22 protein-coding genes and 1 pseudogene are annotated in these 23,063 nt (G+C 72.9%); 14 read left to right on the top strand and 9 right to left on the bottom strand.

Going from position 1 to position 23,063, the window contains the following annotated elements:
- Nucleotides 1–33: 33 nt before the first annotated feature.
- Complete coding sequence (locus tag ABUW04_RS36260) at nucleotides 34–1,833, bottom strand: streptophobe family protein (protein ID WP_380568625.1); 1,800 nt, start codon at nucleotides 1,831–1,833, stop codon at nucleotides 34–36.
- 184 nt (nucleotides 1,834–2,017) lie between these two features.
- Between ABUW04_RS36260 and ABUW04_RS36255 the strand changes: the two genes are divergently transcribed.
- Both ABUW04_RS36255 and ABUW04_RS36250 read left to right on the top strand, forming a co-directional pair.
- Nucleotides 2,018–4,549, top strand: coding sequence for an FHA domain-containing protein (locus tag ABUW04_RS36255; RefSeq protein ID WP_380568709.1), 2,532 nt, complete (start codon nucleotides 2,018–2,020; stop codon nucleotides 4,547–4,549).
- Between the two features lie 220 nt (nucleotides 4,550–4,769).
- Nucleotides 4,770–5,570, top strand: a complete 801-nt coding sequence (locus tag ABUW04_RS36250; protein ID WP_030266634.1) for an MHYT domain-containing protein — start codon at nucleotides 4,770–4,772, stop codon at nucleotides 5,568–5,570.
- A 14-nt stretch (nucleotides 5,571–5,584) separates the two neighbouring features.
- Here the strand turns inward: ABUW04_RS36250 and ABUW04_RS36245 are convergent, their stop codons facing one another.
- From ABUW04_RS36245 to ABUW04_RS36235, 3 genes are all read right to left on the bottom strand, one after another.
- On the bottom strand, nucleotides 5,585–5,953 hold the full coding sequence (locus tag ABUW04_RS36245; RefSeq protein WP_380568624.1) for a winged helix-turn-helix transcriptional regulator: 369 nt from the start codon (nucleotides 5,951–5,953) through the stop codon (nucleotides 5,585–5,587).
- A gap of 30 nt (nucleotides 5,954–5,983) precedes the next feature.
- Nucleotides 5,984–7,075 (bottom strand): S-adenosylmethionine:tRNA ribosyltransferase-isomerase, encoded by a 1,092-nt coding sequence (locus ABUW04_RS36240; RefSeq protein WP_380568708.1) that lies wholly within the window; start codon nucleotides 7,073–7,075, stop codon nucleotides 5,984–5,986.
- A 173-nt stretch (nucleotides 7,076–7,248) separates the two neighbouring features.
- Nucleotides 7,249–7,947 (bottom strand): SDR family oxidoreductase, encoded by a 699-nt coding sequence (locus ABUW04_RS36235; RefSeq protein WP_380568622.1) that lies wholly within the window; start codon nucleotides 7,945–7,947, stop codon nucleotides 7,249–7,251.
- 175 nt (nucleotides 7,948–8,122) lie between these two features.
- Between ABUW04_RS36235 and ABUW04_RS36230 the strand changes: the two are divergent.
- The 4 genes and pseudogenes from ABUW04_RS36230 to ABUW04_RS36215 all read left to right on the top strand — a co-directional run.
- Nucleotides 8,123–8,911, top strand: a pseudogene (locus ABUW04_RS36230) (GAF domain-containing sensor histidine kinase); the annotation flags it as partial.
- A gap of 111 nt (nucleotides 8,912–9,022) precedes the next feature.
- Entirely contained in the window at nucleotides 9,023–9,325 is a 303-nt protein-coding gene (locus tag ABUW04_RS36225; protein ID WP_380568707.1) for an ATP-binding protein, read from the top strand.
- Nucleotides 9,318–9,968, top strand: a complete 651-nt coding sequence (locus tag ABUW04_RS36220) for a response regulator (RefSeq protein ID WP_380568621.1) — start codon at nucleotides 9,318–9,320, stop codon at nucleotides 9,966–9,968. Before ABUW04_RS36225 ends, ABUW04_RS36220 begins: the two co-directional genes overlap by 8 nt.
- Before the next feature lie 195 nt (nucleotides 9,969–10,163).
- Complete coding sequence (locus ABUW04_RS36215; RefSeq protein WP_380568620.1) at nucleotides 10,164–10,400, top strand: chaplin; 237 nt, start codon at nucleotides 10,164–10,166, stop codon at nucleotides 10,398–10,400.
- Between the two features lie 91 nt (nucleotides 10,401–10,491).
- Here ABUW04_RS36215 and ABUW04_RS36210 read toward each other — a convergent pair whose 3' ends face one another.
- Nucleotides 10,492–11,307 (bottom strand): hypothetical protein, encoded by an 816-nt coding sequence (locus ABUW04_RS36210; protein ID WP_037598447.1) that lies wholly within the window; start codon nucleotides 11,305–11,307, stop codon nucleotides 10,492–10,494.
- A 99-nt stretch (nucleotides 11,308–11,406) separates the two neighbouring features.
- Between ABUW04_RS36210 and ABUW04_RS36205 the strand changes: the two genes are divergently transcribed.
- From ABUW04_RS36205 to ABUW04_RS36180, 6 genes are all read left to right on the top strand, one after another.
- Nucleotides 11,407–12,198: an ABC transporter ATP-binding protein gene (locus ABUW04_RS36205; protein WP_380568619.1), complete on the top strand. Its 792-nt coding sequence runs from the start codon at nucleotides 11,407–11,409 to the stop codon at nucleotides 12,196–12,198.
- 133 nt (nucleotides 12,199–12,331) lie between these two features.
- Entirely contained in the window at nucleotides 12,332–12,742 is a 411-nt protein-coding gene (locus ABUW04_RS36200) for an NfeD family protein (RefSeq protein ID WP_030266657.1), read from the top strand.
- A gap of 86 nt (nucleotides 12,743–12,828) precedes the next feature.
- Nucleotides 12,829–13,797: an SPFH domain-containing protein gene (locus ABUW04_RS36195; RefSeq protein ID WP_030266660.1), complete on the top strand. Its 969-nt coding sequence runs from the start codon at nucleotides 12,829–12,831 to the stop codon at nucleotides 13,795–13,797.
- A 126-nt stretch (nucleotides 13,798–13,923) separates the two neighbouring features.
- On the top strand, nucleotides 13,924–14,679 hold the full coding sequence (locus tag ABUW04_RS36190; protein ID WP_380568618.1) for a sulfite exporter TauE/SafE family protein: 756 nt from the start codon (nucleotides 13,924–13,926) through the stop codon (nucleotides 14,677–14,679).
- 106 nt (nucleotides 14,680–14,785) lie between these two features.
- Nucleotides 14,786–15,112 carry a 4a-hydroxytetrahydrobiopterin dehydratase gene (locus ABUW04_RS36185; protein ID WP_037598451.1) on the top strand — a complete coding sequence of 109 codons (327 nt, stop codon included), beginning with the start codon at nucleotides 14,786–14,788 and terminating at the stop codon, nucleotides 15,110–15,112.
- Nucleotides 15,113–15,173: 61 nt separating this feature from the next.
- A complete protein-coding gene (locus ABUW04_RS36180; protein WP_380568617.1) occupies nucleotides 15,174–17,153 on the top strand; it encodes an outer membrane protein assembly factor BamB family protein in 1,980 nt (659 codons plus the stop codon).
- A 105-nt stretch (nucleotides 17,154–17,258) separates the two neighbouring features.
- Here ABUW04_RS36180 and ABUW04_RS36175 read toward each other — a convergent pair whose 3' ends face one another.
- Together ABUW04_RS36175 and ABUW04_RS36170 are read right to left on the bottom strand one after the other, a co-directional pair.
- Entirely contained in the window at nucleotides 17,259–17,759 is a 501-nt protein-coding gene (locus tag ABUW04_RS36175; protein ID WP_030266672.1) for an HNH endonuclease, read from the bottom strand.
- 134 nt (nucleotides 17,760–17,893) lie between these two features.
- Nucleotides 17,894–18,427, bottom strand: a complete 534-nt coding sequence (locus ABUW04_RS36170) for a YbhB/YbcL family Raf kinase inhibitor-like protein (RefSeq protein WP_030266676.1) — start codon at nucleotides 18,425–18,427, stop codon at nucleotides 17,894–17,896.
- Between the two features lie 114 nt (nucleotides 18,428–18,541).
- On the opposite strand from ABUW04_RS36170, the gene ABUW04_RS36165 reads away from it, so the two are divergent.
- Nucleotides 18,542–19,183 carry a DNA-3-methyladenine glycosylase gene (locus tag ABUW04_RS36165; protein ID WP_380568616.1) on the top strand — a complete coding sequence of 214 codons (642 nt, stop codon included), beginning with the start codon at nucleotides 18,542–18,544 and terminating at the stop codon, nucleotides 19,181–19,183.
- A gap of 16 nt (nucleotides 19,184–19,199) precedes the next feature.
- Here ABUW04_RS36165 and ABUW04_RS36160 read toward each other — a convergent pair whose 3' ends face one another.
- Both ABUW04_RS36160 and ABUW04_RS36155 read right to left on the bottom strand, forming a co-directional pair.
- Entirely contained in the window at nucleotides 19,200–19,751 is a 552-nt protein-coding gene (locus ABUW04_RS36160) for a TetR/AcrR family transcriptional regulator (protein ID WP_380568615.1), read from the bottom strand.
- Nucleotides 19,748–21,256, bottom strand: coding sequence for an MFS transporter (locus ABUW04_RS36155; protein ID WP_380568614.1), 1,509 nt, complete (start codon nucleotides 21,254–21,256; stop codon nucleotides 19,748–19,750). Before ABUW04_RS36155 ends, ABUW04_RS36160 begins: the two co-directional genes overlap by 4 nt.
- 158 nt (nucleotides 21,257–21,414) lie before the next feature.
- Here ABUW04_RS36155 and ABUW04_RS36150 point away from each other — a divergent pair, with 158 nt between their 5' ends.
- Nucleotides 21,415–22,737 (top strand): glutamine synthetase, encoded by a 1,323-nt coding sequence (locus ABUW04_RS36150; protein WP_380568613.1) that lies wholly within the window; start codon nucleotides 21,415–21,417, stop codon nucleotides 22,735–22,737.
- Nucleotides 22,738–23,063 lie beyond the last annotated feature (326 nt).

The following is a 23,063-nucleotide window of genomic DNA, read 5'->3' as shown; positions in this document are numbered from 1 at the left end:
CGTCCCGCCCACCGGACAGCCGGCCCGGAGTCGTTACCTCCCAGGTGGGGCCGTGGGCGGCGGAGGTGTCTGTGCGGGGCCGCCCGAGTACGGGTTGTAGCCGCCGGGTGGCGGGGCCACCGGTGGCGGCCCGGCCGGGGGCGGGGTCGGCGGGGCGGCCGGGGGAGTGGCGTAGGGGTTGTCGGGCGCGGGGGCGGGCGGCCGCCCGCCGGGCGGCAGATAGGGCTGCTGCGGCGGCTGGGACGGCTGCTGCCGGTAGGGCTGCGGCCGGGTCGCCGGGTACTCGTCCGGGTACGGCGAGGGGTAGCCGGCCGGGTACTCGGCGGTGCGGCCCGGCGAGTCGCCGTAGTCGCCGTGGCCGGAACCGCCGCCCGGCAGCGACGGCGCCGTCGACACCCGCTTGGCGGAGGCGAACTGAGCCACCAGCAGCGCGCCGAGGAAGCCGAACACCGCCCCCTCGGCCAGCCCCAGCACCACTCCCATCAGCAGGTTCCCGCTGATGCTCAGCCCCGCGCCGACCGCGTTGAAGCCGAACACCGACAGGTTGGCGTTCACCGACACGTCCGCCAGCACCAGCAGCACCGGGGTGACCACGGCCATGCCCACCCCCAGCCGCAGCGCGGCTCCGGCCGCCTCGCGCGCCCCGCTCTGCGGCAGCACCGGACGCGGGGTCCGCACCGCCGCCACCACGCCGACCGCCAGCAGCATCAGTGCCACGGCCACCGGCAGCAGCCACACCCGGCCGTCCAGCTGCGCCAGCTTGGACAGGGTGATGCTCTGCCCGGTGCCGCCCTTCAGCAACTGGTCGACGGGGGAGGGCAGGAACTGCGCCAGCGGACCGCTGGCCTTGCCGTTGAAGGGGACGGCCATGCCCAGCACCACCACCAGGAACACCCCGTTGGGCGCAGCCAGTAGCGCCGCGCCCACGGTCTTGGCCCCGCCGTTGCCCATCAGCCCGACCACGATCCCGGACACCGCGCCCACCAGTACCGCTCCGACCAGGACGGTCACCACGGCCGAGGCGACCGGGCGGACGGTCCGGCGCAGCGGCTCCCAGCCGACCGGCAGCGGGCAGCGCCTGGAGGCGGCCAGCGCCAGCGCCAGCACCACCAGCACCCACAGCAGGCCGAGGGCGAGCGTCGGCGCCAGGTCGACCTTGAAGCCCACGGTCGGATCGGTGCCGCCGCCGAGGACGCTGCCGACACCGCCCAGCAGACCGCCGATCCCGCCGGAGCCCGAACCCGACCCGGACCCCGAGCTGTTGTTGCCGATCAGGCCGCCGAGGCCGCCGAGCGGATCGCCGCTGCCGGAGCCCGAACCGCTGCCGCTCCCGGTGCCGGGAAGCGAGTTGAGCTTGATGGCCACCGTGCCGTTGCCGGCCCAGGCCCCGACCGCCAGCAGCACCATGAAGCCGACCACCGCGCCGCCGGCCCGGGCGAGCAGCGGCCCCGGGTCCAGCACCGGGTAGCGGCGCAGCGGCCTGACGAACAGCCAGGCCAGCACCACCGCGCCGACCAGGCTCAGGCCCAGCGGGATGATCCCGATGGCCCCCTGGGCACCCGCCGCGTCGATTCCGAAGAACGAGACGTCACCCGAGGGGCTGATCCTTCCGCCGACCGCCATCGCCACCAGGGCCGCGGTCAGCGAGCCCAGCGAGGCATAGGTGTCCAGGCCCAGCAGGTGGATCCCCAGTGCCGCCACCGCCGCCATCGCCGCGAAGGCCCAACTCACCGCCACCAGACCGGAGACCGCCCCGTACAGGGCTCCGTCGCGCAGTCTGCCGCCCGGTCCGGCCGTGCCCGCCGCCGGCCGCTGGTGCCCGTACACCGTCATCGTCTAACCGCCCCCATGCGAACTGCTGCTCTGCCGTCAGGTTGCCACAGGGTCACGGTAGTGGGGTCCGGTTCCCCGTACGTCGATCGAGCTGGAATGATTCCCCCCATCGTTCGGCATCCCTAAACTTCCCCTGTCAAGAGTGGGGACTATCTCGGGGGACTACATCGTGGGGCAGGCAACAGTGCCGCAGCTGGTACTTGAACTCAACGGACAACGCAGGACTCTGGAACCGGGCCGGAGCTACTCGATCGGACGCGACCCGCAGTCCGACGTGGCGGTGGACGACGCCAGGGTCTCCTGGCGCCACGCCACCATCGCGTACCACGGCAACGGCTGGGTCATGGAGGACCTGGGCAGCACCAACGGGACCTTCGCCAACGGGCACCGGGCCAACCAGGTCCAGCTCGGACAGGGCACCGTGGTGAACCTCGGCAACGCCGAGAGCGGTCCTCGGCTCTCCTTCGCGGGCCTGCCCAGCCCGGTCGCGCCGGTCGGCGGTGACGCCTGGCACGACCAGGGCACGGCCCGCTTCAACCCCGGCGCCCAGTCCGCAGCCCAGGCCGGCTACGTCCAGCAGCAGCCGCAGCAGGCCCAGCAGGCCCCGCAGTGGGAGCAGCAGTACAGCGGCGGCGGGGGCGCGGCTGTGCCGCCGCAGCAGGGCGGCGGCTACGCCCCGCAGCCCTCGCAGCCCGCGCCCGAGCCGGTCTACGGCTCGCGCAACCCCACCATGGTCCGCAACCTGGCCGGCGGCCTGCGCACCATCAGGATCGGCCGCGGGCTGGACAACGAGCTGGTGGTCTCGGACCTCTCGGTCTCCCGGCACCACGCCGAACTGCGCCAGCTGCAGGACGGCCGCTACGAGATCGTCGACCTCGAGAGCCACAACGGCACCTACCTCAACGGCCAGCCGATCTCCCGTCAGCTGCTCGGCGCCAACGACATCGTGGGCGTCGGCCACTCGACCTTCCGCCTGGTCGGTGACCAGCTCGAGGAGTTCGTCGACACCGGTGAGGTCTCCTTCTCGGCCCGCCACCTGCTGGTCAAGGTCCAGCACAAGGGCACCGAGAAGATCCTGCTGAACAACGTCAGCTTCGGTGTCCCGGAGAAGTCGCTGGTCGCGGTCATCGGCCCGTCCGGCTCCGGCAAGTCCACGCTGCTGCGGGCGCTCACCGGCTACCGCCCGGCCGACAACGGCGACGTGCTGTACGACGGCCGCAACCTCTACAAGCAGTTCGCCGAGCTGCGCCAGCGCATCGGCCTGGTGCCGCAGGACGACATCCTGCACTCCCAGCTGACGGTCCGTACGGCCCTGAAGTACGCGGCCGAGCTGCGCTTCCCCGGTGACACCGAGGCCTCCGAGCGGGCCCGCCGGGTGGACGAGGTGCTCACCGAGCTGCACCTGGAGAAGCGCGCCGACAACCGGATCACCGCCCTCTCCGGCGGCCAGCGCAAGCGCGTCTCGGTAGCCCTGGAGCTGCTCACCAAGCCGTCGCTGATCTTCCTGGACGAGCCCACCTCGGGCCTGGACCCGGGCATGGACCGCGACGTCATGAAGATGCTGCGCGGACTGGCCGACGAGGGCCGCACGATCCTGGTGGTCACCCACTCGGTGGCCGAACTCGCGCTCTGCGACCGGCTGCTGGTGATGGCGCCGGGCGGCGCGGTGGCCTACTTCGGCCCGCCCAAGGAGGCGCTGCACTTCTTCGGGTACGAGACATGGGCCGACGTCTTCCAGGCCTTCGAGAACTACCCGGACCACGACTGGGCCGGACGCTTCCGCGGCTCGGTGCACTACCAGATGTACTCGGCCGACGTCGAAGCCGTGCAGGCCCAGTCCGTGCAGATACAGCACGAGCAGTCCAAGCCGCCGAAGCAGCAGAGCTGGGGCTCCCAGCTGTCCACGCTGATCCGCCGTTACTTCACGGTCATCGGCGCGGACAAGGGTTTCGTCGGCCTGCTGATCGCGCTACCGCTGATCATGGGCGCGATGAGCCTGGCCCTGGGCACCTCGGCCGGGCTGGTGGGCACGGGCGATCCGCAGAAACCCAACTCGGACGCGGGCACCCTGCTGCTGGTGATCGCCGTCGGGGTGGTGCTCACCGGGGCGGCCAACTCGGTCCGAGAACTGATCAAGGAACGGGTGATCTACGAGCGCGAACGCGCGGTCGGCCTGTCCCGCTCGGCGTACATGATGTCCAAGGTGATCGTGCTGGGCCTGATCACCGCGCTGCAGTCGATCGTGCTCTCGGTGATCGGCATCCTGCCGAACAAGCTGCCCGCGCACGGCCTGGTGTTCTCCTCGTCGCCGCTGCCGGAGATGGTGATCGTCTTCACCCTGCTCGGCATCGTCTCGATGCTGCTCGGCCTGGTGGTGTCGGCCGTGGTCAAGACCGCGGAGAAGACCATGCCGCTGCTGGTGCTGTTGGCCATCCTCCAGGTGGTCTTCTGCGGCGTGCTGGTCAAGCTGACCCAGCCGGGCGTGGCCCAGCTGGTCTGGCTGGTGCCCTCGCGCTGGGCGGTCGCCGCGGTGGCCTCCACCATCGACCTGGCCCACATCGGCGACCCGGCGCACGCCGACGATCCGCTGTGGAAGCACACCCTGACCCAGTGGTCCGTCGACACCGGCGCCCTGGTGCTGCTCGGCGTGGTCTGCGCGGTGCTGGTGGTCCGGCTGCTGCGCCGGCACGAGCCCGAGGTGATGCGCCAGCGCTGAGCCGGCTGCCCGACCCGGGCGTCCGAACTCGGTGTCCGACCCAGGAGCCGTCCGCCTGTTTTGACAGGCGGGCGGCTCCTTGGCATGTGCACCAGGCATCGAATTGGTAACCCCGGCGACCGCGATCGCCAATCCCGAGAAAGGATCTCCGCCGACTCATAGCATTCCGGCGTACCTCACAGGAATCACAGGTGTTGACAACTGAACGGGGACGACCCGCATGGCACACATGGACGGCTTCACCTACGGCTGGGTGAACCCCCTGCTGGCCTACGTCGTGGCCGTGATCGGTGCGGCCCTGGGCCTCCGCTGCACCGTTCGGGCCCTTGACCTGCCCCAGGACCGCCGCCGCGGCTGGCTGTTCCTGGCCGCCTGCTCGATCGGCTGCGGCATCTGGACCATGCACTTCATCGCCATGCTGGGGTTCTCCGTCACCAGCGCCACCATCGTCTACAACATCCCGCTCACCCTGGCCAGCCTGCTGCTGGCGATCGTGGTGGTCGGCATCGGGGTCTTCTACGTCGGTCACCGCCCGCCGGACCTGAACACCCTGCTGGTCGGCGGGGTGCTGACCGGCAGCGGTGTCGCCGTGATGCACTACATGGGCATGTACGCCATGGAGCTCAACGGCACCGTGGACTACAACGTGCCGGTGGTGATCCTCTCGGTGGGCATCGCCGTCTTCGCCGCCACCGCCGCGCTGTGGATGACCCTGAACATCAGGAAGCTGTGGGCGTCGCTGGTGTCCGCGCTGGTCGCGGGGGTGGCGGTGACCGCGATGCACTACACGGCGATGCAGGCGGTACAGGTCCGGCTGTCCGGGACGGCGCCCACGGACGGCGTCCCGGCCGGGGACTTCATCCTGCCGGTGGCGGTCGGCATCGTGGTGTTCCTGACCGTGGCGGCGATCACCGTCGCCATGTCGCCGCAGGAGGGCTGGGAGGAGCGGGAGGAGCGGATGGCGGTGTCCGAGGAGCGCATCCAGGTCGACCTGTTCGAGGGCAAGTTCCGCGGGCGCTGAGCCACGGCCGGGGATCAGGCCGCCTCCTCGCCGGGCGTCACGGCCGCGGCCCGCTCCAGGCAGCGGTCCAAGCCCGCCAGCGCCGGACCCAGCGCGGCCCCGGTGGCGGTCAGCCGGTAGTGCACCAACGGCGGCGGCCCGGCCGCCAGTTCGCGCACCAGCAGCCCGGCGCCGACCAGTTCGGACAGCCGGGACGACAGCATCCGCGCGGTCAACCGCGGTGCCGCGGCCCGCAACTGGTCGAATCGGTCGTCCCCGCGTCCCAGCGCGGCCAGCAGCGACAGCGTCCAGCGCTTCCCCAACAGCGCGAACAGCGCCGCCGACCGCTCCGGCTCCTGCCCCGACTGCCTCAACTGGCCCGACTGCCCCGACTCCTCGTTCACACGGCGATCATACGCTCCGTGTGCGTCCGGTCACCGGGAGAGGATGAGATGCAGGTCGCCGAACTCGTGCCAGAGGTAGCGCTCGCGCAGCGCCTCGGCGTAGCTCAGGTCGAGCAGCGGCCGTCCGGCGATCGCCTCCAGCATCAACAGATGGGAGGCGCGCGGTTCATGAAGCCCCGTCAGTAGTCCGTTGACCACCCGCACCCCGCGCTGCGGGGTGATCACCAGCTCGGTCCAGCCCGAGGTCGCACGGAGCACGCCGTCGGCGTCGGCGGCCGACTCCAGCGCCCGCACCGCGGTCGTCCCCACCGCCACCACCCGCGATCCGGCCCGCCGGGCCGCCCGCACCGCGCGTACCGTCGGCTCCGGGACCTCGAACCACTCCGCGTAGGGCGGTTCGTGGGACTCCAACGAGGCGACCCCGGTGTGCAGGGTGATCGGCACGATCTGCACGCCCCGGCTGACCAGCCGGGTCACCAATTCGGCGGTGAAGGGGCGGGCCGCGCTGGGCATCTCCGCCGACCCGCCGCGCACCTCGGCCGGCGGCCGGGCGAACACCGTCTGGTAGGCGGCGATCGGGCGGTCCGCGTCGGTGTAGGCGTAGCGGATCGGCCGCCCGTGCGCCGCCAGGTAGGCCAGCGGGTCCGGGACGGTGAACTCCGCCGCCCACAGCCGGGGCCCGACACCCGCCAGCAGCCGCAGCGACGCCCCGCCGGCCAGCCGCACGGTGGTCGCGCCGTCCGCCTGCCCGCGCTCCCGGGTGCTGCCGTGCCCGTCCGGCGTCCGCAGCTCCACCACCCAGCGGTGCCGGGACCGCCGGGTCGAGAAGTGCACGACGACCGGCGCGTCGGTGCCGGCCACCCGTCCGTCGACCGCGGCGGGCAGGGTCGCCGAGACGTTCACCACCAGCACGTCACCGGGGCGCAGCAGCTGCGGCAGCTCCCGGAAGGCATGGTGACCCACCGTCAGCTCCCCCTGCGGGCCCCGGGCGCCGACGAGCAGCCGGACGTCGTCCCGGCCCGAGCGGCCCCGCTCCTCCGGCGGCGCGGTCGCCTCCAGCTCGTCCGGCAGCTCGAACTCGTCCAGGCCGAACCCCTCCAGCGCCGCCACCGGGTCCGCCATCAGGTCCGCCGTCGGTGTCGGCGCCGGTGCCGGGGCGGCCAGGTGCCCGGCCCGGTCCCCGCGCCTGCCCAGCCGCTTGCGGTCCTGCCCGGACCCCGGGCGCTCCGCTGGGAACGGCGGCACTCCGATCCGCTCCACCGCCACTGCCACCTCCCCGGTCCGCCGCTGTGCGCTCACCGCGTCCACTCCTTCACCGTCCGGCCCGACACCGTGTACCGCCCGCTGCCCGCCGCGCTGCCGATCAGCTCCAGCAGCGCCGGGACGGCGGCCTGTTCCGGCAGCGGACGCCCGCTGTCGTCGTCGCCGGGCACCGCCGCCGCGTACATCGCGGTGCGCATGTCGCCCGGGTCCACCGACCAGACCCGCAGCGCGGGCTCCTCCTGGGCCAGCACCGCGGACCAGTGGTCCAGCGCCGCCTTGGTGGCCCCGTAGCCGCCCCAGGTCTCGTAGGCCTCGACGGCCGCGTCCGAGCTGATGTTCAGCACCGCCCCGCCGGACTCCCGCAGCAGCGGGAGCGCGGCCTGGACCAGTCCCAGCGGCGCGACCGTGTTGACCGTCAGCGCCTCGGCGAAACCGGCCAGCGACTGTTCGGCCAGCGGCACCAGCGGCTCGGCGCCGAGCACACTCGCATTGTTGACAAGCAGGTCGATCCCGCCCAACCCGCTTGCGGCCGAGACCAGTTCGGCCCGGTGTCCGGGGTCGGCCACATCCCCCGGCAGTGCCACCACCGGTCCGTCCAGCTCCGCCGCGACGGCGCCGAGCGCCTCCGCGCCCCGGGCGTCCAGGACCAGGGACCAGCCCTGTTCGGCCAGCGCCCGGGCGAGCGCCCGGCCCAGTCCCCGCGAAGCTCCGGTCACCACTGCGACAGCCATGTCCCACTCCTCGATCCGTCGTCTCCTGCTGCCTTCGACCGTAGGCAGCACCGGCCGGGCGGTACCTCGGTCGTGGGGGAGCGGCGGGGCGGGCCCTTGGTCCTAGTCCCTCGGCCCTGCTCCGCCACCTCCTCCGCCCGATGCCCGGCGATCACCCCGGCGGTACGGTGACGGCATGGCCAAACGTCCGAGCACCGAGCAGCCGAACGCGCACGCGGCGGCCGACGAGCCCTGCCTGGGCGGCATCGAGGCGATCAGCTCCGCGGTCCTGGCGATGAGCCGGCACCTGGAGGTGCGCGAGGTGCTGCAGCGGATCGTCGCCTCGGCCCGCACCCTGGTGGGCGCCGAGTACGCGGCCCTCGGGGTCCCGGACGACCACGGCGGCTTCGCCCAGTTCGTGGTGGACGGCATCAGCGACGCCCAGTGGCGGGCCATCGGCCCGCTGCCGCGGCAGCACGGCATCCTCGCCGCGATGCTCAAGGACACCGCCCCGCAGCGCCTCGCCGACGTCCGCGACGACCCCCGCTTCGGCGGCTGGCCGCACGCCCACCCGGACATGAGCGCCTTCCTCGGCGTCCCCATCCTGGACGGCGAGGACATCATCGGCGCCCTGTTTCTTGCCAACAAGCACAGTCTGGCGAACAAGAGCCGCGCCGGCGAGGTCTTCACCGCCCACGACGAGCACCTGCTGCGCATCCTCGCCGCGCACGCCGCCATCGCCCTGACCAACGCCCGCCTCTACGAGCGCAGCCGCGAGCTCACCCTGGCCGGCGAGCGCGCCAGGATCGCCCACGACCTGCACGACGCGGTCTCGCAGAAGCTGTTCTCGCTGCGGCTGACCGCCCAGGCCGCCTCCGCCCTGATCGACCGGGACCCGGACCGGGCCCGCGCCGAGCTGGCCGAGGTCTCCCGGCTCGCCGCCGAGGCCGCCGAGGAACTGCGCGGCGTGGTGATCGAGCTGCGTCCGGCGGCGCTGGACGAGGATGGGCTGCTGCCGACCCTCAGCTCCCAGATCGAGGTACTGGACCGGGCCCACGCGGCGCGCGTCAGCTTCACCCACACCCGGGTCCGCGCGCTGCCCTCGGCCCAGGAGGCCGCGCTGCTGCGGGTCGCCCAGGAGGCCCTGCACAACGCCCTGCGCCACTCCGGCGCGACGGCGGTACGGGTGGAGCTGCACCCGGGCCGGGCGGGCCGCGGCGCGGTGCTGACGGTCACCGACGACGGGGCCGGCTTCGTCCCCGACGACGTGCGGCGGGCCGGCCGGCACCTCGGCCTGGTGTCCATGCGCGACCGTGCCGCCGGCGTCGGCGGCACGCTGCGGATCGAGTCGGCCCCCGGTCGGGGGACCGTGGTGGTACTGGAGGTACCCGGTGGCTGACAGGCCGAAGCGCATCACCGTCCTGCTGGTGGACGACCACCAGGTGGTCCGGCGCGGGCTGCGCACCTTCCTGGAGGTGCAGGACGACATCGAGGTGGTCGGCGAGGCCGCGGACGGGGCCGAGGGCGTCGAGCGCGCCGAGGAGCTGCACCCGGACGTGGTGCTGATGGACGTGAAGATGCCGGGCACCGACGGCATCGAGGCGCTGCGCATCCTCAAGGAGCGCGGCAACCCGGCCAGGGTCCTGGTGGTGACCAGCTTCACCGAGCACCGCACCGTGGTCCCGGCGCTGCGGGCCGGCGCGGCCGGCTACGTCTACAAGGACGTCGACCCGGAGGCCCTGGCCGGGGCGATCCGCTCGGTGCACGCCGGACACGTGCTGCTGCAGCCGGAGCTGGCCGGGGCGCTGCTCGCGGACGAGTCCCCGCGCGGGCCGCAGGGGCGGGGCGGCACCCTGACCGAGCGCGAGCAGGAGGTGCTGGGGCACATCGCGGACGGCCGTTCCAACCGCGAGGTCGCCCGGGCGCTGCACCTGTCCGAGAAGACGGTGAAAACCCATGTCTCGAACATCCTGATGAAACTCGACCTGGCCGACCGCACCCAGGCGGCGCTCTGGGCGGTCCGCAACGGGGCAACCCGGTAGGACCATCGGACGAACGCCACGGCGCGAGGGGCGCGAACGTGGCAAATGGGGGAGTGAGCGGCAGAGCTGCGCAACAGTCACATCAACCCGAAAGAGTGTCAAAAGGTGAACTCACCGGTGGGTTGTCCCTAGCCTCCACGACGAAGTGCCCGACGCCGAAGTGCGGCGCCGGGCCCGCTCAAGGAGGACACAGAAATGAACGTTCGCAAGGGTGCTCTCGTCGCCACCGCCGCCGGTGCGGCCGTCCTGGCCGGCGCCGGCGCCGCCTCGGCGCAGTCCGTCGCGGCCGGGCACAGCGTGGGCTCGCCCGGCGTCGTGTCCGGCAACACCATCCAGGTCCCGGTGCACATCCCGGTGAACGTCTGCGGCGACACCGTCAATGTGATCGGCCTGCTCAACCCGGCGCACGGCAACTGCTGCCAGAACGACTGACGCAGCGCCGGCACCCGCGCCCCCGCCGCAGGCCGAACCTCCGTGCGGGGGCGCGGGTGCCGTCGTACCGCCGCCCGGAACGGGTCGCGGGCTAGAACGGATCCCGGGCCGGCTCGTCCACCATGGCGTTGTAGGCGGCCACCGCCGCCCGCCTGGCCGCCCGCTCCAGCGGGCGCATCGCGGCCTCCCGCGCCGCCATCTCGCCGGCGCTGACCGCCGCCCCGTCCGTGGTGGCGGCCAGGTCCAGCACCGCCCGCACCTGCCGGGCCGACTGCAGCACCCGTACGGCGCGCGGCTGGTAGCCGGGCGCCAGCAGCTCGGGCTGGCGCCGCCGGCGGTACGCCTCCAGCGCCCGCTGCACCTCGGGGCCGGCCCCGGCCACGTCCAGCCGCAGCAGCAGTTCGGTGGCCTCCCGCAGGGTCTGCGCCAGCTCCCGCTCGGCGTCCCGCAGCTGCGGGACGTCCGCGGGGATCCCCGGCTCCACGGGTGACGCGTGCCACACCACCCGGACCAGCTGGTCGCCGACCGGTCCGTGCCGCACCACCTCGGGGACCAGGCCCAGCGACAGCTCCCCGACGGTCAGCACCGCCTCCCCGGCGGGCAGCGCCCGCTCGTTGAAGGACGCCGGGCCGGTGAGTCCGACCGGATGCCCCGGCGCCGGCAGCGCCAGCCGAAACCCCGTCACCCCCTGTGCCCGCAGCCGCCCCAGGGCCAGGGTCAGGCCGGACCCGGCCGCCCCCTCGATCCCCTCCACGGTATGGGCGTCGTCCCGGCCCCTGATCCCCTCGCCGGCGTGGTCGGGCGAGGCGAAGCCGCCCAGCCAGGCGTTGCCCCAGGCAACGAGACGCCCCGACCGGGGCTCGTCGAATCGGTCATCGGGACGGCTTTCGCCGGTGTTCTGCGCCATGGGGCAAGCCTACGGAGAACTCGCACACTTCCGTGGCGTAGGTTTTCCCTCGACGCATACACAGAGGCATCAAGACAAGGCAGTGGGGAAGGCGTACGCATGAGCGACGTGCTCGAGCTGGTGGACGTATCCGTGGTCCGGGACGGACGCGCGCTGGTGGAGCAGGTGTCCTGGTCCGTCGCCGAAGGCGAGCGCTGGGTCATCCTCGGCCCCAACGGCGCGGGCAAGACGACGCTGCTCCAGATCGCCTCCTCCTACCTGTACCCCTCCGCCGGCACCGCCGCGATCCTCGGCGAGAAGCTGGGCAGCGTCGACGTCTTCGAACTGCGTCCCCGGATCGGCCTGGCCGGCGCCGCGATGATCGACAAGCTTCCGCGCCGGCAGACCGTGCTGGACACCGTCCTCACCGCCGCCTACGGCATGACCGCCACCTGGCGCGAGCAGTACGACACCTCCGACGAGACCCGGGCCCGGCTGCTGCTCGACCTGCTCGGCATGGCCGAGTACACCGACCGCCGGTTCGGCACCCTCTCCGAGGGCGAGCGCAAGCGCACCCTGATCGCCCGCGCCCTGATGACCGACCCCGAACTGCTGCTCCTGGACGAGCCCGCGGCCGGCCTGGACCTCGGCGGCCGGGAGGACCTGGTGCGCCGCCTCGGCGCGCTGGCCCGTGACCCCAAGGCCCCGGCGATGGTGATGGTCACCCACCACGTCGAGGAGATCGCCCCGGGCTTCACCCACGTCCTGATGATCCGCCAGGGCCGGGTGCTGGCCGCGGGCGCCATCGACGACACCCTCACCGCGCGCAACCTCTCGCTCTGCTTCGGCCTGCCGCTCACCCTGGAGCGGCACGGCGACCGCTGGGCCGCCCGCGGCCTCCCCATGGGCTGACGGTCCGGGGAGCGACAGCGGCCGCGCACCCTGCGCCACTCCCTTCCTTCACAACGTCAACATCCGGACTACCTGCGCAAAGCCCTCTCCCCGCACCCCTCTCCGCCCCTACCATGAGGCTGTGGAGAACTGGATGTGGTGGTTGATCGTCGCGGCCGCCCTCGGCGTGCCGCTGGTGATCACGGCCATGCCGGAGTTCGGCATGTTCGCGATCGGGGCGGGGGCCGCCGCGCTCACCTCCGCCCTGGGTGCGGGGACGGTCGCGCAGTTCGTCGTCTTCCTGGCCGTCTCGGTCCTGCTGGTGGTCTTCGTACGCCCGGTGGCGATGCGCAGCCTGCGCAGCCGGCCCCAGGTGCGGATGGGGATCGAGGCGCTCACCGGCGCCACCGCGCTGGTCCTGGAGCAGGTGGACGAGCACGGCGGCCGGATCAAGCTCCAGGGCGAGGTCTGGTCCGCGCGCGCCCTGGATCCCGGCCAGGTGTTCGCACCGGGCCAGCAGGTGAACGTCGCCCAGATCGACGGCGCCACCGCACTCGTCCTCTAGCCCGCTCGTCCCGCAGCCCGCTCGTCCGCAGCCCGCTCGTCCCCAAGGTCCCCCGGCAGTCTGGTAGTTCTGGAAGTGGAGTCCCCGTGAATGCCGTGATCATCGTCCTGATCATCCTGGTCGTGCTGGCGTTCGTCGCACTGATCAAGACGATCCAGGTGATCCCGCAGGCGAGCGCGGCCATCGTGGAGCGGTTCGGCCGCTACACCCGCACCCTCAACGCGGGCCTCAACATCGTGGTGCCGTTCATCGACACCATCCGCAACCGGATCGACCTGCGCGAGCAGGTCGTGCCCTTCCCGCCGCAGCCGGTGATCACCCAGGACAACCTGGTCGTCAACATCGACACGGTGATCTACTACCAGGTCACCGACGCCCGCGCGGCGACCTACGAGGTGGCCAGCTACATCCAGGCCATCGAGCAGCTCACCGTCACCACCCTGCGCAACATCATCGGCTCCATGGACCTGGAGTCCACCCTCACCTCGCGCGAGACCATCAACGCCGGCCTGCGCGGGGTGCTCGACGAGGCCACCGGCAAGTGGGGCATCCGGGTCAACCGGGTCGAGCTCAAGGCCATCGAGCCGCCCACCTCCATCCAGGACTCGATGGAGAAGCAGATGCGCGCGGACCGCGACAAGCGCGCCGCGATCCTCACCGCCGAGGGCGCCCGGCAGGCGCAGATCCTCACCGCCGAGGGCCAGAAGCAGGCCGAGGTGCTCCGCGCCGAGGGCGAGGCGCAGGCCGCGGTGCTGCGCGCGGACGGCGAGGCCGCGGCCATCCGCACCGTCTTCGAGGCCATCCACGAGGGCGACGCCGACCAGAAGCTGCTGGCCTACCAGTACCTGCAGACGCTGCCGGAGATCGCCAAGGGCGACTCCAACAAGCTGTGGATCATCCCCAGCGAGGTCGGCGACGCGCTGAAGGGGCTCGGCGGCGCCTTCAGCGGACTGGCGCCCAGGGGCGGCGACGCGCCGTCCGACAGCAACGGCTCCACGGTGCCCTCGCCGCGGATGGAGAAGCGCCGCGAGTACCCCTCGATCGACCCGGAGTAGGTCCGGCGGCGGTTCCGGCCCGGGCCCCGTCCCGCCTCCGTCCCACATCCCAAACGCCGACGCCCCTCCACTCCCCGCATCGTGCATGATCGGACCGGGCACGAACCGGGAGTGAGGGGCGCAACCATGTCACCGTGGGAAGCAGTCGGCGTCTTCGCCGCCGGCGCGGGCGCCGGGACGATCAACACGGTCGTCGGCTCGGGCACCCTGATCACCTTCCCGGTCCTGCTCGCCGTCGGCCTGCCGCCGATCACCGCCAATGTCTCCAACACCCTCGGCCTGGTGCCGGGTTCGCTCAGCGGCGCCCTCGGCTACCGCGCCGAGCTCCAGGGCCAGCGTCCCCGGCTGCTGCGGCTCGGTGGCGCCGCGCTGCTGGGTGGACTGCTGGGCGCGATCCTGCTGCTGGTGCTCCCGTCCGGCGCCTTCAAGGCGATCGTCCCGGTGCTCATCGGCATCGCCCTGCTGCTGGTGGTCCTGCAGCCGCGGCTGGCCCGCTACCTGGCCGCCCGCGGCCGCGGCCCGGACCGCGCCGACGGCGGGGTGGCGCTGCTGGCCGGGGTCTTCGGCACCGGGGTCTACGGCGGCTACTTCGGCGCGGCCCAGGGCGTGCTGCTGCTCGGACTGATGGGCCTGCTGCTCGACGACGACCTGCAGCGGATCAACGCCACCAAGAACGTCCTGGCCGGGCTGGTCAACGGCGTCGCCGCGGTGTTCTTCCTCTTCGCGGCCTCCATCGACTGGACCGCGGCGCTGCTGATCGCCGCCGGATCGGTCATCGGCGGCCAGATCGGCGCCCGGGTCGGCCGTCGGCTGCCACCGGTCGCGCTGCGCGGCCTGATCGTCGTGGTCGGCCTGGTCGCCATGGCCAAACTCCTGCTCTGACAAGAGACTTGACGCCACGTCACAACATCTTCCAGTGGATCCGCGCATATCCGCAGGCGCAGCGGGAACGGAACCTGAACCCCATCCGCCGACCAGGAGCAAGCCGATGAGTCCGTCCCGCGTACGTCTCAGCGACGAACAGATCGCCGAAGGCCTCAAGTCCGTCCCCAACTGGCACCGCGAAGGGGACGCCCTGCTGCGCACGCTCCAGGCGCCCGACTTCCCCACCGGAATCGGCATGGTCGTGGCCGTCGCCGAGGCCGCCGAGGCCATGGACCACCACCCTGACATCGACATCCGCTGGCGCACCCTGCACTTCGCGCTCAGCACCCACGACGCCGGCGGCATCACCGTCCTGGACCTGCGGCTGGCCGCCGTCATCGACACCGCGATCGAATCCGTCCTCGCGGCAGCGACCGGTACGCACGCCTGATTCCTCAGTTCCGCATGAGATGCTGGCGCACGCATCGTGAAGGCGGGAGCTGACGGAACCCATGGCACACGACCCAACCGGCACCGGCCAGAGCCCGGACCACGTCCAGGAATACGGCCAGGACTACGGGCACGAACACGGTCACAGCGCCTTCGCCGGCAGTGACCCTGGGTATCCGCAGGTGAACCCCGAGTGGCCGACGCCGGAAGGTCAGCAGCAGTACTGGCAGCCGGAGGGTTACGGCTACCCCGCCCAGGAGCAGCAGCAGTTCTACTCGCCGGAGGGCTACCCCCAGCAGCCGTACCCGCAGCAGGAGTACGGGCAGCAGCAGGAGTACCAGCCGCAGGACTTCCCGCAGCAGACCTACGAGCAGCCGCAGTACCCGCAGCAGGAGTACGCACAGGGCTACTACGGGCAGCAGGACTACGGTCAGCAGGGCTACCAGCCCTATCCCGAGCAGCAGCCCTATCCGGACCCCTCGGGCTACTACCCGGCCGCCGACGCCTACGGCGTCCCGTCCCAGTCCGCGGGCGAGCCGTATCCGTACGACCCCCAGCCCGCCGCGGACCAGCCGGAACCCGAGCCCGACTCCTCTGCCGCCGACATCCCTGAAGCCGGCGCGGGAGCCGAGGCCGACGCCGGGACCCGTGACGAGGACGACGCCCCGGAGGACCCCGCCCTCTCGGCCCGGCTGCTGGCCGCCGCGACCGGCCGCTCACCCGGCACCGACCGCAGGAAGTTCCTGCTGCGCGCGGCCGTCGGCGTGGTCGCCCTGATCGTCGTGGTGGTCGCCGGTGTCGTGGTGGCCGGCCAGGGCAGCAGCGGCAAGAAGACCGCGGCCGGCGGCGCCGCCACCGCCAATCTGGCCGGCGGCCACACCAAGGCCTGGGCGGCAGCGGCCGACGCCGGGGCGGCCCAGGGCAACGACGGTCTGCTCGGCTCCTGGCTGCTGACCAAGGCACTGGTCCGGGGCGACGGCACCGGGGTCACCGCCTACGACTCGACCAGCGGCAGCAAGCTCTGGACGGTGGCGCCGCCCAGCGCCGGCGCCGTCCCGTGCGCCATGTCGGCCACCGTCAACTCGGCCGGGATCGGCGCCGTGCTGTTCCAGGCCAAGGCCGGCACCGGCCAGGCCTGCACCCAGCTCGTCGCCGTCGACACCGCCACCGGACAGCAGAAGTGGAAGGCGACCATCGCCAAGACCACCTCCGCGTACGGGGCCTCGGTGATGGTGAACGACACCCGGGCCGTCGCGGTCGGCGACTCCGGCGTGGTCGGCTACGACATCGCCACCGGCAAGCAGAGCTGGACCTACGCGGGCCCGGGCAAGTACTGCGGCGGCATCAGCGGCAGCGGCACCGGCAGCACCCTGCTGGTGCAGAGCACCTGCGCCGACAGCAACCCCAAGCAGCAGGCGATCTCGCTGAACGCGGACACCGGAAAGCTCGCCTGGTGGCGCGGGCTGCCCGCGAGCGCCTCCTCCTACACGGTGCTGTCGGCCACCCCCGCCGTCGTGGCCGTGCACATGTCCGACGCCACCAAGGACAGCATCATGTCCTTCAGCAGCAAGGGCGACACCCAGGCGACGATCTACGTCTCGCAGACCGCCGGGACCCTGGACTCCATCCACGGCAGCTTCGACCCCGACCCGGCCCTCTTCTTCACGCCCACCACCATGGTCGCCGAGCTGGCCCCGCCGAAGGCCGCCGCCGGCAGCGGGGGAGTCCTCACCGCATTCACCCTGGCCGACGGCAAGCAGCTGTGGCAGTCGACGCCGCAGGAGAAGGGCAACATCGCGCTGGTCGGCGTCGACGGCAACGACGCGGTGGTGGCCACCGAGGAGCGGATCGGCCAGTCCGCCCGGCTCAGCCACTTCGACCTGGCCACCGGCAAGGAGACCCCGGGCGGCGGCTTCCCGCAGAACACCGGCTCGCTGCTGACCTCGGGCCGGATCCTCTACCAGGGCAACCTGGTGGTCGCCCTGCCCGAGTTCACCAGCACCTACAGCACCGCCGCCACCGGCTTCACCGCAGCCGGCTGAGCCTGTCCGAAAGCCCTCCACCGTCGGCCCGGTCCCCCGCGCCGGGCCGACGGCAGCTCTGCACCCCCCGCTGCACCCCCCGGCTGCACCCCCGCTGCACCCTGCTCAGGCCGGCAGCGGCAGCCAGTCCGGCAGGTCGTCCTGGTCCGCCCCCAGCGCCAGCATCAGCGAGGCCTCCGGGGTCGGCTCGAACGGGGTCGCCAGCAGCACCATCCCGGCCTGCTCCGGCGTCCGGTCGGCCTTCCGGTGGTTGTCGGCGGCGCACGCCGCGACCGTGTTCAGCCAGGTGTCCCCACCCCCGCGGGACCGTGGCAGCACATGGTCGACGGTGGTCGCCCGCCGCCCGCAGTAGGCGCAGCGGAACCCGTCCCGCACCAGCACCCCGCGGCGTGACCACGGAGCCCGTTGTCGGAACGGCACCCGCACGTAGCGCCGCAGCCGCACCACCCGCGGCAGCGGCAGATCCACCGAGGCGGCCCGGACCCGGCGCAGCGGGTGCGCGTGCTCGACCACGGCCTTGTCCTGGAGCACCAGCACCACGGCACGCTGCAGCGACACCGTCGACAGCGGCTCGTAGCTCGCGTTCAGCACGAGGGTGTTGCGCATTCCGGCCTCCAGGCGGTACAGGATCTGCCCCGCCCGCACGGCGGCGCCGCGCCGCCGAGGGCCGTTCCCCTCGGAGTACGCGAGACCACTGTGCGGGCCGGAGCACCCCCGGAACAACGCAATATTTCGGCTGCTCAGCCCTCCGGAGCCGCGTACTCCGCGATCACCTGGCCGCGGGCCAGGGTGTGGAAGCGGAGGTTGAAGCCGACCACGGCCGGCGAGACCTCCGCGTCAGGACCGAGTTTCTCCTGGTCCACGGCGTACACGGTGAAGACGTAGCGGTGCGCGCCGTCCCCGGGCGGCGGCGCGGCGCCGCCGAAGTCCCTGGTGCCGTAGTCGTTGCGGACCTGGACCGCGCTCTCCGGCAGTCCCTTGAAGTCGCCGCTGCCGGCGCCCCTGGGCAGCTCGGTCACACTCGCCGGGATGTCGAACACCGACCAGTGCCAGAACCCGCTGCCGGTGGGAGCGTCCGGGTCGTAGCAGGTGACCGCGTAGCTCTTGGTCCCGGCCGGCGCCCCGGCCCAGCTGAGCTGCGGGGACACATTGCCCTCGCTGTAGACGTGGTCGTCCGGGAGGACACCGCCGTCGGTGAAGTCCTCGCTGCTGACGGCGAGCTCCGGGACCGGCGGGTGGAAGTCGTGGGGGAGGGGCCGCCTTGCTGCGGACATCTGTGCAACCTCCTGCGTAGCGCTGGTTAGTCGGCCCCAACGCTACCCGTGCCGGCCGGACGCCGGGCCCCCGCGGCGGCGCCGGCCGACGCGCCTGCCCGTACCCTCGACCCCATGCCCCGCCCTGCCCCCGCCGCCCTCGGCCGCGCCTTCTTCGACCGCCCGGCGGAACTCGTCGCCCCCGACCTGCTCGGCCGCACGCTGGTCTCCGACCTCCCGGAGGGAGCGGTGGAGCTGCGGATCACCGAGGTCGAGGCCTACAGCGGCTCCGCCGACCCGGCCGCCCACTCCTACCGGGGCATGACCGCCCGCAACGCGGTGATGTTCGGGGAACCCGGCCATGTCTACGTCTACTTCACCTACGGCATGCACTTCTGCGCCAATCTGGTGACCGGACCCGGCACCACCGCCTCCGGCGTCCTGCTCCGTGCGGGTGAGATCCGCTCCGGCGAGGAGCTGGCCCGTCGCCGCCGTCCCAGCTCGCGCAGCGCCGTCGACCTGGCCCGCGGCCCGGCCCGGCTGGCCTCCGCCCTGGGCTTCGACCGCGCCGTCAACGGCGTCGACGCCTGCTCGCCGGGCACCCCGGTCCGGATCCTCCCCGGCACCCCGCCGGAGGCCGCTGCCGTCTCGGCCGGCCCGCGCACCGGCGTCTCCTCGGCCGCCGACATCCCCTGGCGCTTCTGGATCGCCGACGACCCCACCGTCAGCCCCTACCGGCGCCACGTCCCCAAGAAGCGGCGCACGCCGGCCGGCTGACCGGTCGGTGACGGGGTCAGTGACGGGGAGTCAGCAACTGCACCACCAGCTCGACGAGCTCCTCGGTGTCGGCCCCGGCCAGTGCCGGGAAGGTGCCGCTGCTCCGCGACAGGCTCACCCCGACGAAGGCCGCCGTGGCCAGCTCCGCCCGCAGCTGCGGGCGGTCCAGACCCTCCCGGACGAACCGCTCGCGCAGCGGGTCCACCAGGCGCCGGTGCAGCTGGTCGGCGGCCGCCGCCCGCACCTCGGGATCCTCGTGCGGGGCGACCGCGGCCCGGTGGATCGGCCCGGGGCCGCGCTGGGCGACGGTGTCGAGCAGCGCTCTGACCCGCTCGGGCTCCAGCAGGTCGTCGGGGTTGGCGTTGAACGGGTCCAGCATGAGCGTGGCCAGGTACAGCTGGGACTTGCCGCCGAAGTAACGGGCGATCAGAGCCGGGTCCACGCCGGCGCGTTCGCCGATGTCCCGGATGGTGCTGCGATCGAAGCCGCGTTCGGCGAAGAGCTCGCTCGCGGCCGTGAGCAGCAGCTCGCGGCTGCGGGCGGAGTCCCGTCGCCTGGGCGTGCTCACCGCGGGGCCGGCCCGGCCACCGGGGCGGTGACGCTGTCCTCCGCCGTCTCGGCGTCGGCGATGCTCTCGTCCATCAGCAGCTCCTCGTCCACGGTCACCGTGCCGCGCGCCGGGGCTCCCCGGCGCGGCAGGACGATGGTAACCACGGCGGTGACCACCCAGACCGCACAACCCAGCCAGGCGGCGGCCTGGTATCCGCTGTTCTCCGGCAGCAGCCGGCCGACCGGGGTGTGCGCCTCCAGGATCACCGCGCTCAGCACGCTGCCGGTGGAGTAGCCCACGGTCCGCAGGACCTGGTTGAAGCTGATGGCGCTGCCGGTCTCGTGCGCGGGGACGGAGCTGACGATCAGTCCGGGCATCACCGCGAAGGTGCAGCCGACGCCCAGCCCGGCCACGCCCATGATGACGAACAGCTCCCACAGGCTGTTGCGGGCGAACAGGAACATCACCATCGACAGCAGCGAGACCGCGCAGCCGACCGGCAGCACCAGCGCGGTGGAGGTGCGCCGGGCCAGCAGCGGCACCAGCTTGCTGGAGGCCACGCTGGCCGCCGAGAACGGCAGCAGCACCAGCCCGGTGACCAGCACCGAGGTGCCGAAGCCGTATCCGGCCGAGGACGGGGTCTGGACGAAGCGGGTCACCATCGACATCAGCATGTACATCGCGACGCCCGCGATCAGACCGGACACGTCGGCGGTGAGCACCACCCGGTTCCGCAGCGACCGCAGGTCCACCAGCGGGTGCTCGGTGCGCAGCTCGTGGACGGCCCACCAGACCAGCAGCACCACGGCGACGGCGGTCAGACCGATCAGCCGGGACGAGCCCCAGCCCCAGAGCTCGCCCTCGCTGAGGGCGAGCAGCAGCCCGGCGAGCCCGACGGCCAGCAGCACCGCACCGAGCGCGTCCAGCGGACGCTTCTCCCGTCCCTGCGCGTTCGGCACCACCAGCACCGCGGCGGTCAGGGCCAGCGCGCTGATGATCGCCCCGAACCAGAAGCCGGCGTGCACGCCCCAGGACTCGGCTATCAGCCCGGTGAGCGGGTAGCCCAGGCCGACACCGGCCACGGTGGTGATGGAGAGCAGCGCGACCGTTGGGCGCGACCGCTCGGCCGGCAGCGCGTCCCGCGCCGTGGCGATGGCCAGCGGGGTCAGTCCCAGCCCGAGGCCCTGCAGCCCGCGCCCGACGATCAGGAAGCCGAACCCCAGCGGCAGCGCCGCCAGCACGCTGCCCAGCAGCACCACGGCGGTGGCGCCGATGATCACCCGGCGCCGGTGCGGCCCGTCGCCGAGCCGTCCCATGGTGGGCGTGGCGACCGCGCCGACCAGCAGGGTGATGGTCAGCGACCACTGCGCGTCGGAGAGCGAGACATGGTCGACCGAGGCGATGGTGGGCACCAGCGGCGACCCCAGGCTGCTGATGACCGCGACCACCATGCCGAGGAAGACCAGGACCGGCACCAGGGCGCGTTCTCGCAGAGCGCCGGGCGCGGCGTGTCGGGCTTCCATCGGCATTCTCCCGGAGGTTGTCATCAAGTGATGTCTTCGGATGATGACATAAAGCCGCCAGGAAGCCCAAGGCCGTCGCCGCCCGGGTGACCACCGTCACTCCGCCGTGTGCCGCCCTCTCGCGCCACCGGACCCCCACCCGGCACCATGGAGCTCCTATGGACGATGAACTGTTGGCACAGTCCCATCTGACCCGGGCTCAACTCGCCGCCGAGGGCGTCGTCGGCCTCGCCCTGAGCTGGGTGGACAACGCCGGGATCACCCGCACCAAGGCCGTCCCGCTGCGCCGGCTGGACCAGGCGGTCCGCGACGGCGTCGGCATGTCCCCGGTCTTCGACGTCTTCCTGGTCGACGACTCGACCACCACCAGCCGCTTCCTCGGCGGCCCCGATGGCGACCTGCGGCTCTTCCCCGACCTGGAACGCGCGGTCCCGCTCGCCGCGCAACCGGGCTGGGCCTGGGCCCCCGCCGACCGCTACGCCCAGGACGGCACCCCGCACCCGGCCTGCCAGCGCCTGTTCGCCCGCCGGATGACCGAACAGGCCCGGGCCCGCGGGCTGAGCCTGCTGGCCGCCTACGAGGTCGAGTGGGTGCTCCGCCGCCCGGACGGCACCGACCCGGCCGAGAACGGCCCGGCCTACGGCCTGCACCGCCTCACCGACCTCTCCGACTACCTGCGCGACCTGCTCCAGGCCCTGGAGACGCAGGGCCTGGACGTCCAGCAGATCCACCCCGAGTACGCGGCCGGCCAGTTCGAGGTCTCGGTCGCCGCGGAGGAGCCGGTGGCCGCCGCGGACACCACCGTGCTGGTCCGGCAGACCGTCCGCGGCGTCTCCGCCCGGCACGGTCTGCGCGCCTCCTTCGCCCCCTCCTTCGAGCCCGGCACCGTCGGCAACGGCGCCCACCTCCACCTCAGCGCCTGGCGCGACGGGAGGAACCTGATGACCGGCGGCGAGGGCCGCCACCAGCTCACCAAGGAGGGCGAGTCCTTCCTGGCCGGCATCCTGGACGAGCTCCCGGCACTCCTGGTCCTGGGCGCCCCCAGCCCGGCCAGCCACCTCCGCCTGGTCCCCTCGCACTGGGCCGGCGCCTACCACTGCTGGGGCCCGGAGAACCGCGAGGCCGCGCTCCGGCTGGTCTCCGGCCGCTCCGCCAATGCCGAGATCAAGTGCTTCGACGGCGCCGCCAACCCGTACCTGGCCCTGGGCGGCACCATCGCCGCAGGCCTGGCCGGCCTGGACGCCGCCGCGACCCTCCCCGCCGAGGTCAACGGCGACCCGGCCCACCTCCCCACCCCACCACCCCGCCTCCCCGAAACCGCCCCCGAAGCCCTGGCCTCCTTCACCCGCTCCACCACCCTCCACCAGGCCCTAGGCGACCCCCTCTTCCACGCCATCCACTCCGTCCGCCAAGCCGAATCCACCCTCTTCGCCGACCAAACCCCCACCCAAATCACCGAAGCCACCCGCTGGCGCTACTAACCCCACCCCCAGGAGCGCAGGGACCCGCACCCCCAGGGGCGCGGGGAACTGCGCGATCAACCACCACAGACCCGCACTCGTGCACCGCCCCACCCCCCTCCCACCCCCAGGGGCGCGGGGAACTGCGCGATCAACCCCCGCACTCCCGCACCTATGCACCGCCCCAACCCCCCTCCCACCCAGGGGCGCGGGGAACTGCGCGATCAACCACTCACAACCCGCACCCCCCGTACCAACCCCAGCCCCCACCCCCCCGGAGGGCCCGTGCACCTGATCGACCACCACACCCACAGCATCGCCACCCCCCACCACCCCCTCGCCCCCGA

The sequence above is a fragment of the Streptacidiphilus jeojiensis genome, from assembly GCF_042510965.1.
GTDB lineage: Bacteria > Actinomycetota > Actinomycetes > Streptomycetales > Streptomycetaceae > Streptacidiphilus > Streptacidiphilus jeojiensis.
This window is presented reverse-complemented; position numbering and strand designations above follow the sequence as displayed.

Excerpts from the sequence above, each read along its gene's own strand:
- ABUW04_RS36260 (WP_380568625.1), bottom strand. The coding sequence starts at position 1,833 with ATGACGGTGTACGGGCACCAGCGGCCGGCGGCGGGCACGGCCGGACCG.
- ABUW04_RS36250 (WP_030266634.1), top strand. The coding sequence starts at position 4,770 with ATGGCACACATGGACGGCTTCACCTACGGCTGGGTGAACCCCCTGCTG.
- ABUW04_RS36240 (WP_380568708.1), bottom strand. The coding sequence starts at position 7,075 with ATGGCGGACCCGGTGGCGGCGCTGGAGGGGTTCGGCCTGGACGAGTTC.
- ABUW04_RS36235 (WP_380568622.1), bottom strand. The coding sequence starts at position 7,947 with ATGGCTGTCGCAGTGGTGACCGGAGCTTCGCGGGGACTGGGCCGGGCG.
- ABUW04_RS36215 (WP_380568620.1), top strand. The coding sequence starts at position 10,164 with ATGAACGTTCGCAAGGGTGCTCTCGTCGCCACCGCCGCCGGTGCGGCC.
- ABUW04_RS36210 (WP_037598447.1), bottom strand. The coding sequence starts at position 11,307 with ATGGCGCAGAACACCGGCGAAAGCCGTCCCGATGACCGATTCGACGAG.
- ABUW04_RS36205 (WP_380568619.1), top strand. The coding sequence starts at position 11,407 with ATGAGCGACGTGCTCGAGCTGGTGGACGTATCCGTGGTCCGGGACGGA.
- ABUW04_RS36200 (WP_030266657.1), top strand. The coding sequence starts at position 12,332 with ATGTGGTGGTTGATCGTCGCGGCCGCCCTCGGCGTGCCGCTGGTGATC.
- ABUW04_RS36190 (WP_380568618.1), top strand. The coding sequence starts at position 13,924 with ATGTCACCGTGGGAAGCAGTCGGCGTCTTCGCCGCCGGCGCGGGCGCC.
- ABUW04_RS36185 (WP_037598451.1), top strand. The coding sequence starts at position 14,786 with ATGAGTCCGTCCCGCGTACGTCTCAGCGACGAACAGATCGCCGAAGGC.
- ABUW04_RS36180 (WP_380568617.1), top strand. The coding sequence starts at position 15,174 with ATGGCACACGACCCAACCGGCACCGGCCAGAGCCCGGACCACGTCCAG.
- ABUW04_RS36175 (WP_030266672.1), bottom strand. The coding sequence starts at position 17,759 with ATGCGCAACACCCTCGTGCTGAACGCGAGCTACGAGCCGCTGTCGACG.
- ABUW04_RS36170 (WP_030266676.1), bottom strand. The coding sequence starts at position 18,427 with ATGTCCGCAGCAAGGCGGCCCCTCCCCCACGACTTCCACCCGCCGGTC.
- ABUW04_RS36165 (WP_380568616.1), top strand. The coding sequence starts at position 18,542 with ATGCCCCGCCCTGCCCCCGCCGCCCTCGGCCGCGCCTTCTTCGACCGC.
- ABUW04_RS36155 (WP_380568614.1), bottom strand. The coding sequence starts at position 21,256 with ATGGAAGCCCGACACGCCGCGCCCGGCGCTCTGCGAGAACGCGCCCTG.
- ABUW04_RS36150 (WP_380568613.1), top strand. The coding sequence starts at position 21,415 with ATGGACGATGAACTGTTGGCACAGTCCCATCTGACCCGGGCTCAACTC.